The 18,902-nt window shown below is 62.2% G+C and carries 10 protein-coding genes; 6 read left to right on the forward strand and 4 right to left on the reverse strand.

The features are described from left to right. The first annotated feature begins 259 nt into the window (after nucleotides 1-259). The 6 genes from EII23_RS03520 (at nucleotide 260) to EII23_RS03545 (ending at nucleotide 8,965) form a co-directional block, all read left to right on the forward strand. A complete protein-coding gene (locus EII23_RS03520; protein WP_124792008.1) occupies nucleotides 260-2,074 on the forward strand; it encodes a SulP family inorganic anion transporter in 1,815 nt (604 codons plus the stop codon). A gap of 2 nt (nucleotides 2,075-2,076) precedes the next feature. After that, nucleotides 2,077-3,093 carry a tRNA-dihydrouridine synthase family protein gene (locus EII23_RS03525; protein WP_311768150.1) on the forward strand — a complete coding sequence of 339 codons (1,017 nt, stop codon included), beginning with the start codon at nucleotides 2,077-2,079 and terminating at the stop codon, nucleotides 3,091-3,093. A 34-nt stretch (nucleotides 3,094-3,127) separates the two neighbouring features. Then, nucleotides 3,128-3,976 carry a 4-hydroxy-3-methylbut-2-enyl diphosphate reductase gene (gene ispH / locus EII23_RS03530; RefSeq protein ID WP_124792009.1) on the forward strand — a complete coding sequence of 283 codons (849 nt, stop codon included), beginning with the start codon at nucleotides 3,128-3,130 and terminating at the stop codon, nucleotides 3,974-3,976. 114 nt (nucleotides 3,977-4,090) lie between these two features. Then, a complete protein-coding gene (locus EII23_RS03535) occupies nucleotides 4,091-5,083 on the forward strand; it encodes a chemotaxis protein (protein WP_124792010.1) in 993 nt (330 codons plus the stop codon). Nucleotides 5,084-5,232: 149 nt separating this feature from the next. Then, a complete protein-coding gene (selB, locus tag EII23_RS03540) occupies nucleotides 5,233-7,206 on the forward strand; it encodes a selenocysteine-specific translation elongation factor (protein WP_124792011.1) in 1,974 nt (657 codons plus the stop codon). 49 nt (nucleotides 7,207-7,255) lie between these two features. After that, nucleotides 7,256-8,965 (forward strand): FAD-dependent oxidoreductase, encoded by a 1,710-nt coding sequence (locus EII23_RS03545; RefSeq protein WP_124792012.1) that lies wholly within the window; start codon nucleotides 7,256-7,258, stop codon nucleotides 8,963-8,965. Between the two features lie 69 nt (nucleotides 8,966-9,034). Here EII23_RS03545 and adhE read toward each other — a convergent pair whose 3' ends face one another. The 4 genes from adhE to nifJ all read right to left on the reverse strand — a co-directional run bounded on the left by adhE (nucleotide 9,035) and on the right by nifJ (nucleotide 18,894). After that, nucleotides 9,035-11,662 (reverse strand): bifunctional acetaldehyde-CoA/alcohol dehydrogenase, encoded by a 2,628-nt coding sequence (gene adhE / locus EII23_RS03550; RefSeq protein ID WP_124792013.1) that lies wholly within the window; start codon nucleotides 11,660-11,662, stop codon nucleotides 9,035-9,037. Between the two features lie 183 nt (nucleotides 11,663-11,845). Continuing rightward, nucleotides 11,846-13,066 carry an acetate kinase gene (locus tag EII23_RS03555; protein ID WP_124792014.1) on the reverse strand — a complete coding sequence of 407 codons (1,221 nt, stop codon included), beginning with the start codon at nucleotides 13,064-13,066 and terminating at the stop codon, nucleotides 11,846-11,848. A gap of 48 nt (nucleotides 13,067-13,114) precedes the next feature. Continuing rightward, nucleotides 13,115-15,223: a phosphate acetyltransferase gene (gene pta / locus EII23_RS03560; RefSeq protein WP_124792015.1), complete on the reverse strand. Its 2,109-nt coding sequence runs from the start codon at nucleotides 15,221-15,223 to the stop codon at nucleotides 13,115-13,117. Between the two features lie 131 nt (nucleotides 15,224-15,354). Next, a complete protein-coding gene (gene nifJ / locus EII23_RS03565; protein WP_124792016.1) occupies nucleotides 15,355-18,894 on the reverse strand; it encodes a pyruvate:ferredoxin (flavodoxin) oxidoreductase in 3,540 nt (1,179 codons plus the stop codon). Between the last annotated feature and the right edge of the window lie 8 nt (nucleotides 18,895-18,902).

Genomic DNA, 18,902 nt, shown 5'->3' on the forward strand with positions numbered 1-18,902 from the left:
GGATATTGACAGCCCGCGTTCCCGGCGACCCCGAAACGGAATGCGGGGGCAGGACGCGGAGAAAAATACCGCAAAAAAGGGAGGGAAGGGAAAAGCAGGCAGCGCAAAACGCCGCATCCGTTGACCGAGGATGTTTTCCGGCCTATACTGGGTGTTCCGGCAAACGCAAAGGGCCCGCCGCGCGGGACAGCGGCCCTCCGCATTTGTACCCCGCAAAACCCGATGTTTCTGCGGCAGTGCCGCTCCCACGGGGCAAGTCATGGGCATGACGCGCTTTTTCCCTTTTCTCGAAACCCTGCGCACATACACGGGCAAGGACGCGCGGGCAGACATCATGGCCGCGCTCACCCTCACGCCTGTGGCCGTGCCCCAGGCCATGGCCTATGCCGTCATTGCGGGAGTGCATCCGCAGTACGGCATTTACAGCTGCATGCTGCCCGTGGTGCTGGCCGCGCTCTGGGGGTCTTCGCGCTACATGGCTTCCGGCCCCACCAACGCTGTTTCCATGGTGGTTTTCTCCACTCTGGCCACGGTGAGCGTGGGGGGGGTGCTCATTGCCGACATGCCGGAAGACCTGCGCATGGCCTACGTTTTCGGTCTGGCGCTGCTCTGCGGCCTCATCCAGATCGGCATGGGCCTGGCCCGGCTGGGCGAACTGGCCAACTTCATTTCCCGCGCGGTGATTGTGGCCTTTTCCACCGGAGCCGCGCTGCTCATTGCCGCAGGGCAGTTGGGCACGATTCTGGGCCTGCCCGGCCCCAAACCCTCGGGCTTTTTCGCTCAGATTCTGGCCGCCCTGAACGGCCTGCCCCAGGCCAGCCTCCCGAGCCTTGCCCTGACCCTGCTGACCATTGTGCTTTCGCTGGCCTTCCGGCGCATCTCGCGCAAGTTCCCGGCCATGCTGGCCGCGCTGGTGGTTGTGAGCGCCATTGCCGCGCTGTTTGACGCAGGGGGGCGCGGCGTTGCGCTGGTGGGGGCCGTGCCCAACATCGTGCCCCCCCTGTCGCTGCCGCCCGCCTTTGACCTGAACGCGCTGCGCGACCTTTTTCTGCCCGCGCTGGCCCTGGCCATGCTGGGCACGGTGGAATCCCTGGCCATCGGCAAACAACTGGCCGCCGCCAGAGGCGACAGCTTTGACGGCAGCCGGGAGCTTGTCGGGCAGGGGCTCGGCAATGTGGCCGCAGGGCTGACCTCGGGCATTCCCGGCTGCGGCTCCTTCACGCGCAGCACCCTGGTCTTCACATCAGGCGGGCGCACCCGCATGGCCGCAATTTTTTCGGGCCTTCTGGCCCTGCCCCTGCTCTTTCTGCTTTCCCCCGCCATTGCCTGGTTGCCCCTGCCCGCCCTGAGCGGCATTCTGCTGCTGATCGCGTTCCAGATGATCCATGTGGAATCCATCCGGCTCTGCCTGGTGGCCACCCGCATTGACCGTACCGTCCTGCTGCTGACCTTTGCCTCCACCCTGCTGCTGGATCTCGAAAAAGCCATTTTTATCGGCGTGCTCCTGTCGCTGACGCTGTTCATCTACAAGACAGCGCATCCGCGCGTGCGCCGTCTGGAACGCAACGACACCCTGCTGCGCGACGCCCCCCCGGATCTGCCCGAAGGCGTTGTTGTGTACGCGGTGGAGGGCACGCTCTTTTTTGGCGCCATCCATGAGATGGAGCGCCAGTTGTATGAAGAAAGCTCTCCCCCCGCCGCCCTGGTCATCCTGCATCTGAGCCGCGTTTTCTGGATCGACGCTTCGGGCGCGCATGCCCTTGCCCAATTTGTGGAACGCTGCCACGCGCGCAGCCTGCCCATCATCCTGATCATCGACAATGCCGCCATGCGCGGCGTCTTGCAGCGCACAGGCCTGCTGGAGCATTTGAGCGACGGCTTTACCCCCACCAATATTGACGATGCCCTGCGCCAGGCATCCAGCCTGCTCAACCGCATCACGTGCAGTTGCGGGCAGGCCTCATGTTCGTCCGCACAATGCCGGGCAAAGAGCAGCCCCGCCGCTGCCCATGCCCACAACGACCGGGCGGATGAAACCACTCCCCTGCCGGACACGCCGGGCAAGGATGCCTGACCGTGGCCCACAATCTGCCGCTCTGCCCCGCCAATCCTCCCGCGCTGCCCATGGGCCCGGATCACCCCTGGCTGGCGCCTCTGGCGGGATACAGCGATCTGCCCTTCAGACTGCTTTGCAGAGAATACGGCGCGGCAGTCTGCGTGACGGAAATGGTCAGCGCCAAGGGTCTGGTCTACCAGAGCCCCGGCACAGCCGATCTGCTCAAGACCCTGCCACAGGACCAGCCGCTGGTGGTGCAGCTTTTCGGCGCGGAGCCGCCCTTTCTGGCACAGGCCGTCCGCCTGCTGCGGGAGGCGGGATTTGGCTGGTTTGACCTGAACGTGGGCTGCTCCGTACCCAAGGTGCTGCGCCAAAAAGCCGGGGCAGCGCTGCTGGGGCAGACAGACCTGCTGCTGGAAATCGCGCGGGCCATGCTGGAAGCCGCCGGGCCTGGACGGGTGGGCTTCAAACTCCGCCTGGGGGTGGACGATTCCCGCCCGGTGCTGCCCGACCTGGCCCTGCGGCTGGAAGACGCGGGCGCAGGCTGGCTGACCCTGCATCCACGCACGGCGCGGCAGGGCTTTGGAGGGCACGCCCGCACGGAAGAACTGGCACGGCTCGCGCCGCGCCTGTCTGTTCCGCTGCTGGCAAGCGGCGATCTTTTTACTGCGGCCGACGGGCTGCGCTGCCTGCGCCAGTGCGGCGTGCACGGCGTGATGTACGCGCGGGGGGCCATGTCCAATCCCGCCATTTTTGCGGACCATGCCGCCCTGCGGGCAGGCAGGGATCCCCTGCCTCCCGATGTGGCGCGCACCAGGGCCATGATCCTCCGCCATATGGAACTGGCACGGGAGCACGGCTGCGGCCAGGCTGCCGTGTGGAAAATGCGCTCGGCCGCTCCGCGCTATGTCCGGGCTGTGCCCGGAGCGCGGGCCTTGCGTCAGGCGCTGTGCCGGTGTAAGGACTGGCAGGAAACAGAAGAAGCTCTGGACAGATTTTTCAGCGAAGCCCCCGCGGATGCGGAGGCCGAATCCTGACACGGCAGGCGCCGCGCTCCCCGGAAAAAACAGCATGGACGTATATCGCGCGAAGACAGCAGGCTTCTGCATGGGCGTCAGCCTGGCGCTGCAAAAGCTCAACACCGCCCTGGAATCCGCCGGGCCGTCGGGGCGCATCTGTACCCTTGGCCCCATCATCCATAATCCCCAGGTTCTGGCGGACTATGCCGCCAGAGGCGTGGTCTGCGTCAGGGACGTGGCGGAACTGGCTGCGGGCGATGTGGTCGTGATCCGCGCCCACGGCATCACACGCGAAGTGGAGCGGGACTTGCACGAAAGCGGGGTCGCCATTGTGGACGCGACCTGCCCCAAGGTCAAAAAAGCCCAGATCGCCATCGGGCGGGCCACGGCCAGGGGGGAATGCCTGCTGCTTTTCGGCGAGGCGGACCATCCCGAAGTGCGCGGCCTGGTGTCGTACGCCTGCGGCCCGGCCCATGTTTTCAGCAATGTCGACGAGTTGGCCGCCTGTGCGCCGCCGCCCGAAGAAAGCTGCGTGCTGGCCTCGCAGACCACGCAGGACAAGGAGCTTTTTCAGGACATCGAAAAAAGCCTGCGCAGCCGCACCCGCAATCTCACGGTGCTTTCCACCATCTGCGATGCCACGCGCGAACGGCAGGAAGAAGCCCGGCACATTGCCTCGCGTGTGGACGTTATGGTGGTTGTGGGCGGCAAACAGAGCGGGAACACCCGCCGCCTGGCCGATGTGGCGTCCTTGTGCGGCATTGCCACCCACCTGGTGGAGAGCGCCGAAGACCTGCGGGCAGAAAATTTTTGCAAAAAAACGCGTGCAGGCCTAACGGCTGGCGCATCTACACCGAAAAGTCTCATAGACGCCGCGGAAGTATGGCTGCGGGCGCACTAGCCCCCGCCCCAAACCGCAGGCCAAACCCCTGCCGCCGCGATGCGCGGGGATGCGTGCGCAAATCCCCGCCCCGCGCATGCTGCCCCACGGGGTTCATTCTTTTCTGGAGGCATCATGGCCCAGACCAATATCCTGCTGGAAGCCGGCACCAACGAACTGGAAGTGGTGGAGTTCTATCTGGATGAAATGACCCCGCCGCTGGACGAAGATCCCGTTTCGGAAAACGGCGTCCCCAACCTCAAGCCTTACAGGGGCTACTACGGTGTCAACGTGGCCAAGGTGCTGGAAATCATCCGCATGCCCAAGGTCACGGAAATGCCCGAAGTGCAGCACCCCAGCGTGCGGGGCGCGTTCAACCTGCGCTCGCGCATCATTCCGCTGGTGGATCTGGCCATGTGGCTGGGCAAAACACCGCCGCCGGACGCCGACGCACCCAAGACCATTGTGACGGAATTCAACAACGTGACCACCGCCTTCATGGTTTCGGGCGTGAACCGCATTCACCGCATCAGTTGGGAACAGGTGGAGCCGCCCAACAAATATGTGGCCGCAGCTTCCAACAATACCGTCATTGGCGTGATCCAGCTTGAAGGACGCATCGGCTTTCTGCTGGATCTGGAAAAAGTGGTGGCCAGCCTCAATCCCAAGCTCAAGCTGAATCTGGACGATCTCGGCGAGAACTGGGCCAACTCCGGCTACCGCGCGCTGGTGGCGGACGACTCCTCCCTGGTGCGCGAAATGCTGCGCGATTTGCTGGAAAAAGCGGGTTTTACCGTAGAAGTGGTTTCTGACGGGCGCGCGGCCTGGGAACGCCTGGAAACCTTCAAACGCTCTGTGGAAGAAGACGGACGCCCCCTGTCGGACTTTGTGCATATTCTGGTTTCGGACATCGAAATGCCGGTTATGGACGGCCTCAACCTGACCCAGCGCGTCAAGGAGGACAGTGTCCTCAAAAAGCTGCCGGTCATCCTGTTTTCTTCCATCATTACCGACAAGCTGCGCCACCGGGGCGAAAGCGTTGGCGCTGACGACCAGATCTCCAAGCCCGAAGTCACGCACCTCGCCCGGCGCGCCGTGGATCTTATCAAGTCCAGAGAAAATACCTAGGCGTCCCTGCACGCAACAGAATACGGGCGGAGCCTCCCAAGGGGCTCCGCTTTTTTGCGCGCTGCGCACGTCACGGAAAAAGGCGCGGGAATTGCCATCCCTGTTTTTCGGGTATAGTATGCAGAAAAATTCCCGCAGGAGGACTGCGCATGTCTGTAGTGCTGGGCACAGCGGGCCACATTGACCACGGCAAGACATCCCTGGTGCGCGCGCTGACCGGCATGGACTGCGACCGCCTGGAAGAGGAAAAGCGCCGCGGCATCACCATCGAACTGGGCTTTGCCTGGCTGGACCTCCCCGACGGCGGGCGGCTGGGCATTGTGGATGTGCCTGGCCACGAACGTTTTGTCAGAAACATGGTGGCCGGATCTGCGGGGGTGGACTGCGTCATGCTGGTTGTTGCAGCGGATGAGGGCGTCATGCCCCAAACGCGCGAGCATCTTGAAATCTGCACCCTGCTGGGCATCCGCAGCGGCCTTGTGGCCCTGACCAAGACCGACATGGCGGACGCCGACTGGCTGGCAATGGTGCGCGAAGACCTGGCCCGCTTTCTGGAAGGCAGCTTTCTGGAAGACGCGCCGGTCTTTCCTGTTTCCGCCCAGACAGGAGAAGGGGTGGACGCCCTGCGCGCGCACCTGATACGTCTTGCCGCAGAACTGCCCGACCGCAGACGCAGCGATATTTTTCGCCTGCCCGCAGACCGTGTTTTCAGCATGAAAGGCTACGGAACCGTGGTCACGGGAACCGTTGTTTCCGGTCTGTGCCGGGCAGGGGACGCACTGTGCGTCATGCCCGCCGGGCTGCCTGCCCGCGCCCGCACCTTGCAGCACCACGGAACCTCCGTGCAGGAAGTACGCCCCGGCCAACGCTGCGCCGTCAACGTGCAGGGGCTGGAAGTGGCGCAGGTGGAACGCGGCCAGGTGCTGGCGCATCCCGGAACCCTGCTGCCTTCCGACCGCTGGCTGGTCAACCTCGCCTGCCTGTCCTCGGCTCCCCGCCCCTTGCGCCAGCGCACAGAAATCCACTTTCACCACGGTACGCGGGAATGTCTGGCCCGTGTGGTCTTTCCGGACAGGGACAAGCTGGCTCCAGGGGAAGAAGCCCTGGCTGAACTCCGCTTCCGGGAGCCCCTGGTGGGAATTTTTGGCGATCACTGCGTCCTGCGCGCCTATTCTCCCTTACGCACCGTGGCGGGCGGAAGCCTGGTCAGCCCCTTGCCCCCGCAACTGCGTCGCAAGGACCCGCAAAGGGAGCGCAAGCTGGAAGTGCTGCGCGGCCTGACCGCCCTGCGCGATGCCGCCGATGCCCCCGGCGACGGCAAGGCCGGAAACAAAAACCACGACCAGGCCCGGGCCGCCCTGCTGGAGGCTGTTCTGGAGGTGCAGGCCGGGCACGGCGCTGACGAAACACATTTGCGCGTACTCACAGGCCTTGCCCGCCCCGCTCTGGAAAGTGGACTGCATCTTTTGTCCACACGCGGTGCAGCCCTTTGCTGGGACAAGGAAAACCGCGCCTGGATCGGAAAAAACGCCTTTGAGCAACTGACCGCCGCCTGTCTGGACAGGGCACGCGAACTGCACCGGCGCACCCCCCTCGCACCCGCTTTTTCACGCGGCGCGCTCTGCACCGGCTGGAGCAACAGCCTCCCCCAGCGCCTGAAACAAAAAATTCTGGACCATCTGCTGAAAAGCGGAGAACTTGCGACAGAAGGCGATGGCCTGCGCGTCAAATCCCACAGCGTGAGCCTGGCGGCGGATCAGACCACCGTGCGCCAGAAGCTGCTGGACGTCCACGCCGCCGCCGGGCTGACGCCTCCCAACATCAGCGAGGTGCTGGCAGATCTGCATATCTCCTCCAGGGAGGCCGCGCCCGTGCTGCGGCTGCTGGTCAGGGAGGGGCTGCTGGTCTGCGTCCGCGAGGGGATGTACTACCACGGCCCTGCATTGGGGGATATTCTGGAGCGCGTGCGCCTCTGGTTCCAGAGTCACGACAATCTTGATGTGGCCTCTCTCAAGGAAATTCTGGGACTTTCGCGCAAGTATCTCATTGCCTTGCTGGAATATATGGACAACGAGCATATCACCGTGCGCGTGGGCGACCAGCGCCGCTACCGCGGCCGCTGACCGCGCCGCAAAAAATTGCACGGGGCATTTTGCCCCAAAGGAGTATGGCATGTCTGAAAAAATCCTGGTGGTGGGCGGCGTGGCCCTTGGCCCCAAGGCGGCCTGCCGCTGCAAGCGGCTCATGCCCGATGCCGACGTCACGCTGGTGGACGAAAATTCCTATATCTCCTACGGAGGATGCGGCATTCCCTACTATGTTTCGGGCGAAGTCCAAAACCTGGACGATCTGCGCGCAACCCCCTACCACACCATACGTGATGCGGCTTTTTTCCGCGACATGAAGGGAGTTGCCGTGCGGGACCAGACCCGCGCCCTGCGCATTGACCGCGATGCCAAAACCCTGCGCGTCAAAGACCTGAAAAGCGGAGCGGAAGAAGACCTGCCCTACGACAAGCTGGTGCTGGCCACGGGCGCCCGCCCGCGTGTGCCCGACATTGAGGGCAAAGATCTGGACAATGTGCTCTCCCTCACCCGGCTGGAAGCGGCCCAAAGCATCCGCACGGCCTGTCAGGAAGGCAAGGTGGCTGAGGCTGTTATCGTGGGCGGAGGTTTTATCGGCCTTGAGGCAGCGGTGGCTTTGGCCGACATGTGGGGAGTGGCCGTGAGCGTGGTGGAAATGACGGACCAGCTTTTGCCCGGCGCGCTCTCCGTCTCCCTGGCCCGCATGGCGGCCCACGACTGCCAGAGCCACAAGGTGGCCGTGCACACCGCCGAAAAGGTTCTGCGCCTGGAAGGCGTCAACGGGGCTGTCTCTGCCGTGGTGACGGACAAACGCCGCATCCCGGCGCAACTGGTCATTTTTGCCGCGGGTTTCCTGCCCAACGGCCAGTTGGCCAAGGACGCCGGGCTTGCGGTGACGCCCTCCGGCGCGGTGGTGGTGGACGAACAGATGCGCACCACAGATCCCTGCATTTTTGCCGGGGGCGACTGCGCGTCTGTCAAAAATCTCCTTACCGGAAAACCCGGATATCTGCCCCTGGGGAGCATGGCCAACCGCCAGGGCCGCGTTATCGGCACCAACCTTGCCGGAGGACAGGCGGTTTTTCCCGGCTATGTGGGCACATGGGCTGTCAAGCTCTTTGACCTCTCCTTCTGCGGAGTGGGCATGACGGTGGACCGCGCCCGGCAGGAAGGCTTTGATGCCCTGAGCGTGAGCGTGGAACAACTGGACCGCGCCCATTTTTATCCGGAAAAATCCATGATGAGCCTGGAATTGGTGGTGGACAGGGCCAGCCGTCGTGTGCTGGGCATGCAGGGAGCCTGCGTTGACTCCGCAAGCCTCAAGGCCCGCGTGGATGCCGTGGCCGCCGCACTGCAATACGCCCGCCCCACGGTGGCGGACATTTCCAATCTGGAAGTGGCCTATGCCCCGCCCTTTGCCTCGGCAATGGATGTGGTCAATGTGGTGGCCAATGTGGCGGACAATGCCCTGGCGGGGCGCTTCACGCCCGTGGGGGCCGACCAGTTCATGAAGCTCTGGGCGGAACGGGACTCCAACCAGATTTTCTTCATCGACGCCCGCCCGGCTGCCGGAGGAAAAGCCGTGCAGGAAAAACACCCCCTCTGGCACTCCATCCCGCTGGAAGAAACCGCCGCGCGTATCGGAGAAATCCCCACCGACAGGCCCGTGGCCATCATCTGCAATACCGGCCTGCGCGCCTACGACAGCCTGCTCATTCTGGCCCGCAACGGCATCACCGATGTGGTCAATGCCACAGGCGGCATGCAGGCGGTGATAAAAATGGGCCTGGAACCGTAAGCACGGCCGCGATTAGGAATATTTCACTCCGGGGGCTGCTCTGCCCCCGGAGTGAAATGCCAACCATCCCTACTCCCCGCGCAGAGCTGCGGGCGGCTCCCCGTAGAAAGCCTTGCGGTACAATTCTTTCAATTCGCTGATCAGGGGATAGCGCGGGTTCGCGCCGGTGCACTGGTCGTCAAAGGCAAGCTCGGCCATGGCGTCCAGTTTTTCCAGAAAAGCTCCCTCGCTGACCCCGGCTTCACGCAGCGAGCAGGGAATGCCCACATCCCGCTTGAGCTGTTCGATGGCCCGCACCAGCCGTGCCGTTTTTTCCGCACGGATTTCCGGGGAATCTCCTTCCAGATCGTCGGCCAGATGCAGCATGTCGGCAATGCGGGCATAGCGGCCCTTGACCCACGGATACCGGTACTGGGGCAGCATGCCCTGCTTGGTGGGCTTGTCTGTGGCATTGTATTCTATGACGTGGGAGAGCATCAGCGCATTGGCAAGGCCGTGCTGCAAATGGAAGGCAGAGCCCAGTGCATGGGCCAGGGAATGGCAGACACCGAGAAAAGCATTGGCAAAGGCCATGCCCGCAATGCTCGCGGCATAGTGCATTTTTTCCCTGGCCTGCAAGGCATTGGCCTCGTTGCGGTATGAGGTCCGCAAATGCTTGAAGACCAGCCGGATGGCCTCCAGAGCCTGACCGTCGGAAAAGTTGCTGGCCAAGGTGGACGTATAAGCCTCAATGGCGTGGGTCAGCACGTCAAGACCCGCCCCGGCCACCAATGAGGGCGGCATGTTGGTGACAAATTCCGGGTCCACAATGGCCATGTCCGGCGTCAGGGCATAGTCGGCCACGGGGTATTTCTGCCCGGTGGTTTCGTCGGTAATGACGGCAAAGGGCGTCACCTCGGAGCCGGTTCCCGATGTGGTGGGAATGGCAATCATGACCGCTTTGCGCCCCAGTTCGGGAAAAGAAATCACCCTCTTGCGGATATCCATGAAGCGCAGGGCAATATCGCCCAGACGCATGCCGGGAACCTCGTACATCAACCAGACAATCTTGGCGGCGTCCATGGGCGAGCCGCCGCCAAGCGCGACAAACATGTCCGGCTGAAAGCTGTTGGCCAGTTCCAGCGCCCGGAGAGCTGTGGCCATGTCCGGATCCGGCTGCACGTCGGAAAAAATCCGGAACTGCACGCCCATGCTCTCCAGAATCTGCGTCACCCGGCCAACGTATCCAAGTTTTTCCATGGTGGCGTCAGTCACGATGAGGGCGCGGCGGCGGTCGCCGTATTCCTCCAGCGCCGGGCGCAGGCATCCCGGCTTGAAGTAGACCCTGTTGGGCACACGGTACCAGAGCATATTCTCCCGGCGGCAGGCCACACTTTTGATATTCATGAGGTGCTTGACTCCGATGTTCTCGCTGACGGAATTTCCTCCCCAACTGCCGCAGCCCAGCGTCAGGGAAGGGGCAATGCGGAAATTGTACACATCGCCGATGGCGCCCTGCGAGGCGGGCATGTTCACCAGCACCCGCCCCGTGCACATGGCGTTCTGGAATTCGGTGATGCGCCCGTCCTCCGCCTCGTCGGTATAGAGCACGGAGGTGTGCCCCGCACCGCCCAACAGCACCAGTTGACGCGCCATGTCCACCGCCGCGCTGAAATTCTCCGCGCGGTAGAAGCCCAGAACCGGAGAGAGCTTCTCGTGCGCAAAAGGATCCGCCGCGTCCACACTCTCCCGCTCCGCAATGAGCACCTTTGTGTCTTCAGGCACCGAAAAACCCGCCAGCCGCGCGATATCGCACGCCGAACGCCCCACAATGGCGCTGTTCAGGCTGCCGTTTTTGAAGACCACAGCCGCCAGTTGCTCCGCTTCGGACGGACTGGCAAAATGCGCGCCGCGCCAGGCAAACTCCTGCCGCACCGCGTCCGTGACCGGGGCTTCCACCACCACAGCCTGCTCTGACGCGCAGATCATGCCGTTGTCAAACGTCTTGCTCAGCAGGATGGAGTTGACCGCCATGCGGATGTCTGCCGTGGCGTCAATGACCACGGGCGTGTTGCCCGCGCCCACGCCGATGGCCGGAGTGCCGGAGCTGTAAGCGGCGCGCACCATGCCGGGGCCGCCCGTGGCAAGGATGAGGCTGATGCCCCTGTGCCCCATGAGGTGCTGCGACAGTTCCACGCTGGGTTCTTCCACCAGACCGATGATGCCCTCGGGAGCGCCCGCTTCCTCCGCGGCCCGCAGAATGACCATGGCCGCCTCGCGCGTGCAGGCCTTTGCCCTGGGATGCGGGGAAAAAATGATGCCGTTACGGGTTTTCAGGCAGAGCAGAGCCTTGAAAATGGCAGTAGAGGTGGGGTTGGTGGTGGGGATGATGCCTGCCACAACGCCCAGAGGCGCGGCGATCCGCCGGTAGCCGGAAACGGGATCGTCTTCGAGCACGCCGCAGGTACGGCTGCTTTTGTACTGATTGTACACATATTCGGAAGCAAAGTGGTTTTTGATGACCTTGTCTTCCATGATGCCCATGCCGGTTTCTTCCACAGCCATGCGGGCGAGCCTGATGCGCTGTGCCGTGGCCGCTGCCGCTGCGTGGCGGAAAATTTTGTCCACCTCTTCCTGCGTGTATTCCGCAAACCGGCGCTGCGCCGCGCATACGCGCCCGATCAGGGCGTCAAGCGCCTCAATGGCGGGATTTCCCATAGGTTCACCTCTGTGTTGTTGGATGTGCTTTTGCAGTCTGCACGGCTTCGGAAAAAACGGCAAGAGCATGCCCGTGCGGCATCCTGATGGAAAGGCCGGAGAATACGCCTGGCCGCACACAAAAGACAATCCGGCGGCAAGCATGCGCTTGCCGCCGGATTGTCTTTTGACTCAAGGCTGGTTTCAGCCCCGTGATGCGCCCAGAACCTCCACCGTGGCCTGGGCGATCTGCAATTCCTCGTTGGTGGGGAGAACCAGCACGGGAATGTTGCTGTCCGGTGTGGAAATGGCCCGCGCGCCGGGCTTGCGGGTGGCGTTTTCCTGCGTGTCCAGGCAGATGCCGAGCTTTTCGAGCCCCCGGCAGACTTCAGCCCGCACAATGTCGTCGTTTTCGCCGATGCCCGCGGTGAAGACCAGAGCGTCCACCCTGCCCTCCAGCAAAAACACATAGCTGCCCAAGATCTTCCTGATGCTGCGCACCAGCATGTCCAGAGCCAGCTTGGCGCGCTCGTTGCCTTTTTCCACCTGGGCATGCACGTCGCGCATGTCGGTATAACCACAAAGGCCCAAAAGACCGGACTGCTTGTTCATGAGCGTGTCCATCTCCCGCGGGGAAAGGCCCTTCTTTTCCATGACAAAGGGCACAATGGCCGGGTCAATGCTGCCGCAGCGCGTGCCCATGATCAGGCCTTCCAGAGGCGTGAGGCCCATGCTCGTGTCAAAGCACTTGCCATCGCGCACGCAGCTCATGGACGAGCCGTTGCCCAGATGCATGGTGATGGAACGCAGCTGGGAAAGAGGCTTTTTCAAAAACTCCGCAGTCTTGCGTGCAATATACTTGTGCGATGTGCCGTGGAAGCCGTAGCGGCGGATGCGAAGTTCCTCATACAGTTCGCAGGGCAGCGCGTACATGAAGGCTTCCTTGGGCATGCCCATGCCGAACTCCGTATCAAACACGGCCACATTGGGAACGCCCGCAAAAAGCTTTTGCGCCACTTCAATGCCCATCAGGTTGGCCGGATTGTGCAAAGGCCCGAGCACAGCGCAATCCCTGATGATCTGCTTGACCTTTTCGTCCACCAGCACCGGGTCCGTCACGGCCTCGCCGCCGTGCAGCACGCGGTGCCCGATGCCCGCAATTTCGGACTTGTCGCGGATAACGCCCTTGGCGCTATCGGTAAGCAGGGAGATCACCAGTTCCATGGCCTCCACATGGGTGGGAAAAGCCGCTTCGCGCACGATTTTTTCTTCGCGCTCCGTATCGGGCGCGATCTTGTGCGTGAGACGGCCCTGCCCCTGCCCGATACGCTCCGCCAGACCGGAGCAGAGAACCTGGCTGTTTTCCATCTCCAGCAGTTGGTATTTGCAGGAGGAGGAACCGGCATTGATGACCAGAATTTTCATGACAGATTTCCTTTTTTGCTGTGCAGCCTTGGGGCAGATGCCGCGCGGCTATCTGCCCGCATCTTTTTCTGCGGCGGCCTGCACCGCCGTGATGGCCACGGTGTTGACAATATCGGGAACAGTGCAGCCGCGCGAAAGATCGTTGACCGGCTTGTTCAGCCCCTGAAGCACAGGGCCGATGGCCACGGCTCCGGCGGCGCGCTGCACGGCCTTGTAGGTATTGTTGCCCGTGTTCAGATCGGGGAAGATGAAGACCGTGGCTCTTCCGGCCACCTTGCTGTCGGGCATTTTGGTCTTGGCCACGCCGGGATCAATGGCGGCGTCGTATTGCAGGGGACCTTCCAGATCCAGCTCCGGATCCATTTCCTGGGCTATTTTTGTGGCTTCCACCACAATATCCACATCCGCGCCCTTGCCGGACGTGCCCGTGGAGTATGAAAGCATGGCCACCCGCGGCTCGATGCCGAAGACCCGCGCCGTATAGGCCGAGGCCACGGCAATTTCGGCAAGCTGCTGCGCCGTGGGATTGGGGTTCACCGCGCAGTCGCCGAACACCAGCACACGGTCCTTGAGGCACATGAGAAAGACCGAGGAAACCACGGAGAAACCCGGCTTGGCCTTGATGAACTCGAAAGCCGGACGGATGGTGTGGGCCGTGGTGTTGACCGCGCCGGAAACCATGCCGTCGGCATCGTCCATCTTGACCATCATGCTGGCAAAATAGGTAGCATCACTCATGGTGTCGCGGGCCTGCTCCGGCGTGATGCCCTTCTTCTTGCGCAGTTCGTGGTAGGAGGCAACGTACTTCTCGAAAAGCTCCGAGTGCACGGGATCAATGATTCTTGCCTGGCCTATGTCCAGCCCCAGGGCATTGGCTCTGGCGCGGATTTCCTCCACATTGCCCAGCAGTATGATCTCGGCCACATCGCGGCGCAGCAGAATGTCCGTGGCGCGCAGAATGCGCTCGTCAAGCCCTTCGGCCAGAACAATGCGCATCTTGCGACTTTTGGCGCGCTCGATAAGTTCAAATTCAAACATCATGGGCGTGATGCGCATGCTGCGCTGCCCCCCGATGCGGTTCTCGATTTCCTTGCCGTTGACGTACTGCTCAAACAGGCCCAGTGCGCTGTTGACCTTGCGCGAGTCGCCGGGTTCGATGAACCCATAAACCTCCTGCAGGGCCATGATGGCCTTGTAGGTATGGTGCTCGGTAAGCAGGATGGGCAGGGGCGAGCCTGTCCAGCCCTCAATGAATTTGCACACAACTTCCGGCGGTTCCAGACCGCCGGTGAGCAGCACACCGGCAATGTCCGGCGTGGAGGACGACAGGCGCGACGCGATGGCGGCCAGCAGAACATCGCTGCGATCACCGGGTGTGACCAGAAGTTGATCCTTGTCGATATAGCCCAGAATATTGTCCACATGCATGGCTGCGATGAGGTAGTCCCCCACCAGAGCGTCCAGGCGTTTTTCGCCAAAGAGCACCTTGGCGTTCAAACCTTTCTGGACATCGGCCATGGTGGGCTGACCGATGGCCGGCTCGTTGGGCACGGAATAGATGAGGGCGCGGCGCTCCTCGGTGCTGAAATGGTTGCGCAGATCGTCCAGTTCGCTCTGGGTAAGGCTGCGGCGGTTGATGATGGAGGCCACCACATCCAGCCCGTAGGGCTTGAGCCCCTCCATGGTGACTTGCAGGGAATCGTGAATGTCTTCGGCGCTGGTTTCGTACCCGCTGACAACCAGCAGGATGGGGCAGCCGAGATTGGCGGCGATCTCGGCATTGAGTTCGAACTCGAATACCGGGTCCTTGCCCAGAAAATCCGTGCCCACACAGAGAACAAAGTCAAATGTTTCCAAGAGCTTTTTGTACTTCCTGATGATGTTTTCCAGAAGTACATTACGTGAGCCGCTGTTGATGATCTGACGCGCCTCGTGGTGGGTGTAGGCAAAGGCGTCCGCATAGTCCATCCTGATCTTGAAGTGCTCGAGGATCAGATGGATATCAGGGTCGCGGTCGTCCCACACCGGCTCGTTGATGATGGGACGGAAAAAAGCCACCTTGCGCCTGCTGCGGCTAAGAAGCTGCATGGCTCCCAACGCAATGGAGCTCTTGCCCGACATGGGGCCTGTCGCTGTGATATAGAGGCCGTTGTACATGGCTTTTCCTTCTTTGCGCTGCGGTTCGACAAAACATGAAGCGCGCCGCGGCAACATTGCCTTTCTCGCGGCGCGGCTCTGCGGCCCGGCGCGGGCACGGCCCCCTTGCGGGGGCCGTGCCCGGTATGGTCTTACTTGAGGTTTTCGGGATCAGGGAAGGGAAGGTCCGCCAACTGCCGGAACATGGCGTAACGCTCGGCATAGGCCCGCGCCAGTTCCTCGCGCAGACGCCGGGAAGCTTCAGGGTCCTTCTTTTCCAGAGAGGCGAAGCGCACTTCGTCCCGCAGGAATTCCTGAATGTCCACCGAAGGCGCCTTGCAGTCCAGTTGGAAGGGATTTTTCTTTTCGCTGGCCAGCTCGGGGTTGTAACGGTACAGGGGCCAGTAGCCGGTCTGCACGGCCAGCTTGGCTTCTTCCTGGCTTCTGCCCATGCCCTTGCGCAGCCCCTGGTTGATGCAGGGAGCGTAGGCGATGATCAGCGAAGGTCCCTTGTAGGCCTCGGCCTCGCGGAAGGCCTTGAGCATCTGCTGCTTGTCCGCACCCATGGACACGGAAGCAACATACACGTAACCGTAGGTCATGGCCATGCGCCCCAGATCTTTCTTGCCGGTGCGCTTGCCCGCTGCGGAAAACTGCGCCACCGCGCCCAGAGGCGTGGCCTTGGAGGCCTGACCGCCGGTATTGGAATACACTTCGGTATCCATGAGCAGCACATTGATGTCATCGCCGCAGGCCAGCACATGGTCCAGGCCGCCGTAGCCGATGTCGTATCCCCAGCCGTCGCCGCCAAAGATCCAGACGCTCTTCTTGGTATACAGGTCTTCGCTCTCCCAGAGCTGGTGGAGCAGCGCATGGTTTTCAAAGCCGTCCAGATTGGCCAGCACCATCTCCCCGTACTTCCGGGAAGCAACAGCATCGTCCTTGTTGTCCAGCCAGCCCTGCAGGGCTTCTTTCAGGGCGGGAGAGGCGCTTTCGTCCTTCAGAGCTTTTTCCACTGCCAAAGCCAGGCCGTTGCGGCGGTGCACATAGGCAAGCGCCATGCCGCAGCCGTATTCGGCGGCGTCTTCAAAAAGCGAGTTGCCCCAGGCCGGACCAAAGCCGTCCTTGTTGGTGCAGTACGGCGTGGTGGGCGAAGACGCTCCCCAGATGGAGGAGCAGCCCGTGGCATTGGCAATGAGCATGCGCTCGCCGAACAACTGGGTGAGCACCTTGACGTAGGGAGTTTCGCCGCAGCCGGCGCAGGCGCCCGAGAACTCGCACAGGGGCTGCTGGAATTGCGAGCCTTTCACGGTTTCGCGGGGCAGGAGGTCGTCCTTGAGGCTGATATTTTCCTCGGCAAAGGCCAGATTGGCCTTTTGGGCCTCCATCTGGCTTTCCTGCGGCTTCATGACCAGGGCCTTGACCTTGGCCGGGCAGACCTCGGCACAGGAACCGCAGCCCAGGCAATCTTCGGGATAGACCTGGATGCGGAGTTTGAGCCCCTTGAGTTCCTTGCCCGTGGCCGGACGGGTGACAAAGGATGCGGGAGCGCCCTCCAACTCCGCCTCGCTGGCCAGCACCGGACGGATGGCGGCGTGCGGGCAGACAAAGGAGCACTGGCAGCACTGGATGCAGTTTTCGGGCTGCCACTCCGGCAGGTCAATGGCCACACCGCGCTTCTCGCAGGCCGCCGTGCCCAGAGGCATGAAGCCCGCCGGATCCATGGCGGAAACAGGCAGTTTGTCGCCCTGCTGCGCCAGAATGGGACGCACCACGCTGCGGATGTATTCGTCGTCGCCGCAGTGGCAGGTTTGCGCGCCTTCCGTGGCATTTTCCCAGGCAGCGGGATAGTCGATCTTTTCCAGAGCGGACATGCCCTTGTCCACAGCGGCAATGTTCATGTTGACGATTTTGTCGCCCTTGTTGCCGTAGGTCTTTTTGATGGACTCCTTGAGCAGGGCCACCGCTTTTTCAAAGTCCAGCACATTGGCCAGTTTGAAGAAGGCGGTCTGCATGATCATGTTGATGCGGCCGCCAAGGCCCACCTCCTGAGCCACCTTGACCGCGTCCACATTGTAGAACTTGAGCTTCTTGCGGGCGATGACGCGCTTCATGGCGGCGGGCAGATGCTTTTCCATGTCGGCCAGGGACCAGTTGGAATTGAGCACAAAGGTGCCGCCGTCCTTGATGCCCTCAAGAATATCGTACTGCGTCACATAGGCGGACTTGTGGCAGGCCACATAGTCAGCCCTGGTCACAAGATAGGAGGACTTGATGGGCTCTTTGCCAAAACGCAGGTGCGAAACGGTAAAGCCGCCGGATTTCTTGGAATCGTAGGCAAAGTAGGCCTGGGCATACAGGTCGGTATTGTCGCCGATGATCTTGATGGCCTGCTTGTTGGCGCCCACGGTGCCGTCGGCGCCGAGGCCGAAGAACTTGCACTGCACGGTGCCCGCGGGGACGGTGTCCACCTCTTCTTCCACATCCAGGGAAAGGTGGGTCACATCGTCGGTAATGCCCACGGTGAAGTGGTTTCTGGGTTGCAGGGCCAGCATGTTGTCGAACACGGCCTTGGCCATGCCCGGCGTAAAGTCCTTGGAGCCCAGGCCGTAGCGGCCGCCCACCAGCGTGGGGGCCTCACCCTTTTCAAGGAAGGCCGTGCAGACATCCTGATACAGGGGATCGCCCAGCGCGCCGCTTTCCTTGGTGCGGTCAAGCACGGTGATGGTGGAAACCGTGGCGGGAAGAACGCGCAGCAAATGCTCGGTGGAGAAGGGGCGGAACAGCCGCACCTTGACCAGACCCACGCGCTGGCCCTTGGCGTTGAGGTAATTGACCGTTTCCTCGATGACGTCACAGCTTGACCCCATGGAAATCACAACGCGGTCGGCCTCGGGGTGGCCCACATAGTCGAAGAGGTGGTACTTGCGGCCGGTGAGCGCCTCGACCTTTTTCATGTTCTTCATCACGATGCCGGGCACGGCGTCGTAATAAAGGTTGGCCGCCTCGCGGTTCTGGAAATAGATGTCGGGGTTCTGGGCAGTGCCCCGCACATGGGGATGCTCGGGATTCATGGCCATGGCGCGGAATTCGGCCACTTTTTCCCAGTCCACCAGAGGCTTGATGTCTTCATAGTCGATGACTTCGATCTTCTGCACTTCGTGGGACGTGCGGAAGCCGTCGAAGAAGTGGCAGAACGGCAGGCTGGCATCAATGGCCGACAAGTGGGCCACCAGCGCCAGATCCATACACTCCTGCACCGAAGCGGAAGCCAAAAAGCAGAAGCCCGTCTGGCGCGCGGCCATGACGTCCTGATGATCGCCGAAAATGGACAGGGCATGGGAGGCCAGCGCGCGGGCCGCCACATGAAAAACGCCGGGGAGCAATTCACCGGCGATTTTGTACATGTTGGGGATCATCAGCAAAAGGCCCTGGGACGCCGTATAGGTGGAAGTGAGCGTGCCTCCGGCAAGCATGCCGTGCACAACGCCCGCCGCACCGGCCTCGGACTGCATTTCCCGCACGATGACGGTCTGCCCCAGCAGGTTCTTGACGCCTTTGGCAGCCATTTCGTCCATGACTTCGCCCATGACCGACGAGGGCGTGATGGGATAAATGGCTGCCGTTTCCGACAGGGCATAGGCAATGTACGCCGCGGCGTTATTGCCGTCCATGGTTTTCATGTGAGCCATCTGAACCT

The sequence above is a fragment of the Desulfovibrio sp. OH1186_COT-070 genome, from assembly GCF_003860215.1.
In the GTDB taxonomy this organism is placed as follows: domain Bacteria; phylum Desulfobacterota; class Desulfovibrionia; order Desulfovibrionales; family Desulfovibrionaceae; genus Desulfovibrio.

Excerpts from the sequence above, each read along its gene's own strand:
- EII23_RS03555 (WP_124792014.1), bottom strand. The coding sequence starts at position 13,066 with ATGAAAATTCTGGTCATCAATGCCGGTTCCTCCTCCTGCAAATACCAA.
- pta (WP_124792015.1), bottom strand. The coding sequence starts at position 15,223 with ATGTACAACGGCCTCTATATCACAGCGACAGGCCCCATGTCGGGCAAG.
- selB (WP_124792011.1), top strand. The coding sequence starts at position 5,233 with ATGTCTGTAGTGCTGGGCACAGCGGGCCACATTGACCACGGCAAGACA.
- EII23_RS03520 (WP_124792008.1), top strand. The coding sequence starts at position 260 with ATGGGCATGACGCGCTTTTTCCCTTTTCTCGAAACCCTGCGCACATAC.
- nifJ (WP_124792016.1), bottom strand. The coding sequence starts at position 18,894 with ATGGCTCACATGAAAACCATGGACGGCAATAACGCCGCGGCGTACATT.
- adhE (WP_124792013.1), bottom strand. The coding sequence starts at position 11,662 with ATGGGAAATCCCGCCATTGAGGCGCTTGACGCCCTGATCGGGCGCGTA.
- ispH (WP_124792009.1), top strand. The coding sequence starts at position 3,128 with ATGGACGTATATCGCGCGAAGACAGCAGGCTTCTGCATGGGCGTCAGC.
- EII23_RS03535 (WP_124792010.1), top strand. The coding sequence starts at position 4,091 with ATGGCCCAGACCAATATCCTGCTGGAAGCCGGCACCAACGAACTGGAA.
- EII23_RS03545 (WP_124792012.1), top strand. The coding sequence starts at position 7,256 with ATGTCTGAAAAAATCCTGGTGGTGGGCGGCGTGGCCCTTGGCCCCAAG.